The organism is Streptomyces sp. NPDC058459 (assembly GCF_042721685.1).
Classification (GTDB): domain Bacteria; phylum Actinomycetota; class Actinomycetes; order Streptomycetales; family Streptomycetaceae; genus Streptomyces.
Window position 1 is genome coordinate 1 of record NZ_JBHXLV010000295.1, and the last position, 5,846, is coordinate 5,846.

The following is a 5,846-nucleotide window of genomic DNA, read 5'->3' on the forward strand; positions in this document are numbered from 1 at the left end:
GGTCCGGCTGGTGAGCGCCGGACCGGACCGCCCGTGGCCGCCGGCTACTTCTCGGTGACGCCCGCCGAGTCGAACGTCGCCACCTCGTGCATCGCGCGGGCCGTGCTCTGCACCAGCGGCAGCGCGAGCAGCGCGCCGGTGCCCTCGCCCAGGCGCAGGTCGAGGTCGACCAGCGGGCGCAGCCCCAGCCTGTTGAGCGCGGCCACATGGCCGGGCTCGGCGCTGCGGTGACCGGCGATGCAGGCCGCCAGCACCTCGGGGGCGATGGCACGGGCGACGAGCGCGGCGGCACCGGCGCTCACCCCGTCCAGGATGACCGGAGTGCGCAAGGAGGCGCCACCCAGCAGCAGGCCGACCATGGCCGCGTGCTCGAAGCCGCCGAGGGCCGCGAGGACCCCGATCGGGTCGGCGGGGTCCGGCTGGTGGAGTGCCAGCGCGCGGCGGACGACCTCGGTCTTGCGGGCCAGGGTCTCGTCGTTGATGCCGGTGCCGCGCCCGGTGACCTCGCCCGGGTCGGCGCCGGTGAAGACGGAGATCAGCGCGGCGGAGGAGGTGGTGTTGGCGATGCCCATCTCGCCGGTGAGCAGCGCCTTGTTCCCGGCGGCGACGAGGTCGCGGGCGGTCTCGATGCCGACCTCGATGGCGGCTCTGGCCTCCTCGCGGGTCATCGCGGGGCCCTTGGTCATGTCGGAGGTGCCGGCGCGGATCTTGCGGGGCAGCAGGCCGGGGGTGGCGGGCAGGTCGGCGGCGACGCCGACGTCCACGACGCACACCTCGGCGCCGACCTGGTTGGCGAAGGCGTTGCAGACCGCGCCGCCGCCCAGGAAGTTGGCGACCATCTGGCCGGTGACCTCCTGCGGCCACGGGGTGACGCCCTGCGCGTGCACACCGTGGTCACCGGCGAACACGGCCACGGCCGCGGGCTCCGGGATGGGCGGCGGGCACTGCCGGGACAGGCCCGAGAGCTGCGCGGAGATGATCTCCAGCATGCCCAGCGCGCCGGCCGGCTTGGTCATGCGCTTCTGGCGCTCCCACGCCTCGCCGAGCGCCTTGGCGTCGAGCGGGCGGATCTGCGCGACGGTCTCGGCGAGCAGGTCATGGGGGTGCTCTCCGGGCAGGGCACGGCGGCCGTACGTCTCCTCGTGCACCACCCAGGACAGCGGGCGGCGCTTGGACCAGCCGGCCTGCGTCAGCTCGGGCTCGTCCGGGAACTCGTCGACGTACCCGACGCACAGGTAGGCGACGACCTCCAGGTGCTCGGGCAGGCCGAGCGCGCGGACCATCTCCCGCTCGTCGAAGAAGCTGACCCAGCCGACACCGAGGCCCTCGGCGCGCGCGGCGAGCCAGAGGTTCTCCACCGCGAGCGCGGAGGAGTACGGGGCCATCTGCGGCTGGGTGTGCCGGCCGAGGGTGTGGCGGCCGCCACGGGTGGGGTCGGCGGTGACGACGATGTTCACCGGGGTGTCGAGGATGGCCTCGATCTTCATTTCCTTGAACTGCTTGGCGCGGCCCTTGGGCAGCGACTTGGCGTACGCCTCGCGCTGGCTCATGGCGAGGTCGTGCATCGCGCGCCGGGTGTCGGCGGAGCGGATCACGACGAAGTCCCAGGGCTGCGAGTGGCCGACCGAGGGTGCGGTGTGGGCCGCCTCCAGGACGCGCAGCAGCACGTCGTGCGGGATCGGGTCGGCGCGGAAGCCGTTGCGGATGTCGCGGCGCTCGCGCATCACCTTCAGCACGGCCTCGCGCTCGGCGTCGTCGTAGGCGGGCGCGGCCGGGCCCGGGGGCAGGACCGGCTCCGCCTCGGCGGGCGCGGGTTCCTCGGCGTGCTCGGCGCCGGTCGTGACCAGGTCCTCGGCGTGCTGGACCAGCTCCGGCCCCTCGTCCGCGCGGGGTTCGGGCACGGCGGCCAGGGGGGCCTGCGGGGCGACGGCGTCCAGGTCGGGGAGGATCAGCGGCCGCGGCGGGGTGGGGGCCAGGTGCGGGGTGGTCGGCACCTGTCCGTCGACGGCCACGAACTGCCCGAGCGGCTGCGCGGGGTGCGGCGCCGGCGGCAGACCCGAGGGCAGCGGCTCCGCCGGGACGTCCTCGGGGGCGTGGAGCCAGGCGCCCGCGGGTGCTTCGTGGGCGGCGGGAGCCGGGAGCACTGGCTGTGCCGGGACCTCGAAGACCGGGATCTCCTTGGGCTCGGCACGGATCGCGGGCTCGGGGAGCGGGAACTCGTGGGCGGGCAGCGGGAGTTCCGCCTCGGGTGCCGTGGGGACCGCGAGGGCCTCCGGTACGGCTGTCTCCTCGGCCGGGGCGGCCGGGGCGACCGGGGTAACGGGCACGCCGGGCTCGGGGACCTCCACGGGCTCGACGGCCGGCACAGCCTCCTCGGCGGGAGCCACCGCCACGTCCTCGGGAGCCGGCGGAACCTCCTCCACGGCCTCCGGGGCGACGGGCTCCGGGGCGACGGGCTCGGGGACGACGGGCCCGGTGGCCACAGCCTCCGGCGCCCGGACGGGCTCGGGCGTCACCTCGACGGCCTCGGCCGCGACCTCCGCCTCCGTGGCCTCGACGAGCGCCTCCTCGATGGCGGCCTCGGCCTCGGCCCCCGGAGCGGCCTCGGGCACGGCCTCCACGGCCTCCAGGATCGCCTCGGGGTCCTCCCCCTGCCGCTCCTCGGCCACGTACGGGGTCTCCGGTGCCTCCTCCACGGCGGCCTCGGCCTGCGCCGTCAGCCGGTCCACGGCGGCCTGCGCGGCCTCAGCCGGCTCGACGGGCGCGCTCTCCGCGTCGGGCAGAACCGCGTCCGCCGCGACCGTCTCCGGGACGACCGTCTCCGGGACGACCGTTTCCGCCGCCGGTGCCACGGTCTCCGCCGGGGCGGCGCCCCAGGGCGCGGCGGCCTGCGGGGCCGGGTCGGGCAGCGCCTGCACATCGAGGTACTCGGGACCGGGCGTGGGCCGCTGCGGCGCTCCGGCCGGCCCTCGGTCGGCCAGGGAGCGGACCGGGCTCGCGGAGGTGTCCGGGATCGGCGGGCCGAGGTGCAGCGGACGGCGCGGCGGCTGCGGGGCCGTAGGGGCCTCGTGGGCCGCCGACGGCGGGGAGCCGGTCCCCTGTTCGGGCAGCCGTACGCCGCCGAGGTCGACGGAGCCGGTGTCCCGGCCCGCCGTCTCGTGGGCGCCGGGCTGGTGGACGGCCTCGACGACCGGTTCCGGGGCGGGCGGCGGCACTTCGTTGCCCCATGCGCCCTGAGCGCCCGGCAGCAGCAGATCCTCGTCCTCGGCGGGCGCCTCGGCGAGGTAGGTGTACGCGCCGTGCCCGAGGGCGCCCGGCTGCTCCACCATGCCTGCGCTCTCCGGCTGTCCCTCGGCCGGGACCTGGCCGGTGTCGGTCATGCGTACCCCTCGCCCATCGGTTTAGTGCTGCTACGACCAGCTCACCCGGAACGGCGCACCGACCGCCCCGTAGTGAGAACGAGCGTCCGTGCGCATCGGCACGAACGAGCCGCCAGAAATGGCGACAAAGCCATTCGGTGGCATTCTCGCGGCCGTTGTGCCGTCATGACAGCGAGATCACGAGACAGCCCGTTGTGGACTGCGCCACGTCGCGCGTCCTCCGGTTTCGCCGTACCTCACCCAACGCCCCGAACCGGGCGAGCTTTCCGGACATTGACGAACGAATGTCCGGACCTCGGGTGCGGTACCACGATCGGCCAGCCTACCGCGCGCGGTACGACAACCTGATCACGGGGCGCGACGAGCCGCGGTGACGGCGGTGGCTCAGCGCGGGTTCTCGCGCGGCGGCAGCTCGCCGGTGAGCAGGAAGACGACGCTCCGCTCGTTCTCCGCCCAGGACTTGGTGTCCAGTCCGACGGCCTGGAGGAGGGCGCACTCGACCCGGTAGCCGTGCTCGGTGAGGTCGCGGCCGATGAGTTCGGCGGCGTCGCGGGTGGCGGCGTGGGCGACGATGCGCTGCGGGCGCCGGTCGGCCACGGCCGAGACGACGGCCGCTCCCCCGCCGCCGACGCGTACGACGTCCGGCTCGGGCAGGTTCTCCAGGATGTGCGGCGCCTCGCCGCGCACGATCTGGAGCTGCACCCCGAACTGGCGGGCGACGGCGTCGGTGCGGGCGCAGGACTCGGGGTCGAGGTCGACGGCGAGCACGGCGGCACCGGCGCGGGCGGCCTCGACGGCGAAGGCGCCCGAGCCGCAGCCGATGTCCCACACCAGGTCGCCGGTGCGCGGGCCGAGCCGGGCGAGCTGGGCGGCGCGGAGCAGTTCGTTCTCGCCCTCGCCGAGGACGCCGCCGTACACCTCGTCGGGCTGGGTCCAGCCGCGCGGGCCGGTGCCGGGGTCGCGGCCGGCGATCCAGCCGCCGCCCTCGACGGCGGCCGCGGGGCCGCCGATGACGATGACGACGTTGGGATCGCGCCAGGTGTGGTCGGCGGCGGTGTCGGAGGTGAGGACGCTGACGCGTTCGTTCCCGGTGCCGAGTTCCTCGCAGACGACGAAGGTGCGGTGCACCTCGTCGAGGAGCAGGCCGAGTTCGGCTGGTCCGGCGCCGGGCGAGGTGAGGACGGCGACCTTGGTGTGGGCGCGGCACACGTTCACGGCGCGGCGCAGGGTGCGGGGGTGGGCGACGACCACGTGGGCGTCGTCCCAGGGCATGCCCGCGCGGGCGAAGGCGGCGGCCACGGAGGAGACGCCGGGCACGACCTCGACCTCCAGGCCGAACTCCGGGGCGCGCAGGGCGCGCACGACACCGAAGAAGCCGGGGTCGCCGTCGGCGAACACGACGGCGGTGCCGCGGTGGGCGGCGACCCGGCGGGCGGCCAGGGTGACGCTGCCGAGGCGTACACGTTCGGCGGTCTCCGGGATCTCGGGGAGCGCAAGATGGTGGGGGGCGCCCGCGACGAGCGTGGCGGCGCCGAGGGCGCCGCGTGCCGCGTCGGTCAGCGGCGAGCCGTCCCAGCCGATCACCGTGACCCGGTCGGCCATCGTCGTCAGTCTCCAGGTCTTCGTGTGTCGTCAGGGGCCCCGATACGGGCTTCGTGAGATTACCTGGTGGCGCGGCGCAGTGGGGCGGCGGGGCGGGGTCAGTTCCAGTGGGCGTAGGAGCCGAAGCCGCGGCTGTCGGCCAGCTGTTCGTCGCTGCCCTCCAGATCCTCGGGCAGCAGGCTCCACACGATGAAGTCGGTGCGCATGTCGGTCCAGGTGCCGTCCTCGGTGCGCACGTGGACTATGCAGGCGTTGCGGAGCACGCCCTCACTGATGCAGCCGATCTTCTGGGCGACCTGCTGGGAGGCGGTGTTGTCGGCGGCGGTGCGCAGCTCGATGCGCTCGAACCGCTGGTGGCCGAAGAGCCACTTGGCGGTGGCGAGCGCGGCCTCGGAGGCGTAGCCCTCGCCGCGCGCCCAGGGGGCGATGATGTACGACAGCTCGGCGGACCGGATGCGCCAGTTGGTCTTGCTGAGCTGGACGATGCCGACCAGGCGCTGGGTGAGGAACTCGGTGACGGCGAGGTCGATCCCGCGTCCGGCGGCGCGTTCGGTAGGCGCGTACTGGGTGATCCAGCGCCGGGCGCCGTCCTCGGTGAAGGGCTGGGGCACGTCGGTCCAGGCGGCGACCTGTTCGTCGTTCATCATCTCGGCCAGGGCGGGCAGATCGTCCTCGTCGAGGGGACGCAGGCCCAGCCGCTCCGTCGAGATGGAGACGTTGGGGAAGGTGCTAGTCATGCGCCACTCCGTAACCTTCGAGTTTCTTGAGGGTCCGTCAGGGCCCCGCTGAACTGCCCAGCATGCAGCATGACAGCACCACGACGCACGCACGGGCCCGCCCCTGTCTCTTATACACATCTGACGC

3 protein-coding genes are annotated in these 5,846 nt (G+C 74.7%); all 3 read right to left on the reverse strand.

The annotated features are described in order from the left end of the window. Positions 1–44: 44 nt before the first annotated feature. The 3 genes from cobT to ACFWN1_RS31040 all read right to left on the reverse strand — a co-directional run bounded on the left by cobT (position 45) and on the right by ACFWN1_RS31040 (position 5,719). The gene (gene cobT / locus ACFWN1_RS31030) at positions 45–3,380 is read right to left on the reverse strand and encodes a nicotinate-nucleotide--dimethylbenzimidazole phosphoribosyltransferase (protein WP_384369342.1); all 3,336 of its coding nucleotides are present in this window, start codon (positions 3,378–3,380) and stop codon (positions 45–47) included. Positions 3,381–3,764: 384 nt separating this feature from the next. Continuing rightward, positions 3,765–4,982, reverse strand: coding sequence for a precorrin-6y C5,15-methyltransferase (decarboxylating) subunit CbiE (gene cbiE / locus ACFWN1_RS31035; RefSeq protein ID WP_384369345.1), 1,218 nt, complete (start codon positions 4,980–4,982; stop codon positions 3,765–3,767). A 98-nt stretch (positions 4,983–5,080) separates the two neighbouring features. Next, a complete protein-coding gene (locus tag ACFWN1_RS31040; protein WP_384369348.1) occupies positions 5,081–5,719 on the reverse strand; it encodes a GNAT family N-acetyltransferase in 639 nt (212 codons plus the stop codon). Between the last annotated feature and the right edge of the window lie 127 nt (positions 5,720–5,846).

What these genes read in the sequence shown, in the direction of transcription:
- cobT (WP_384369342.1), bottom strand. Translation starts at nt 3,380, where the DNA reads ATGACCGACACCGGCCAGGTCCCGGCCGAGGGACAGCCGGAGAGCGCA.
- cbiE (WP_384369345.1), bottom strand. Translation starts at nt 4,982, where the DNA reads ATGGCCGACCGGGTCACGGTGATCGGCTGGGACGGCTCGCCGCTGACC.
- ACFWN1_RS31040 (WP_384369348.1), bottom strand. Translation starts at nt 5,719, where the DNA reads ATGACTAGCACCTTCCCCAACGTCTCCATCTCGACGGAGCGGCTGGGC.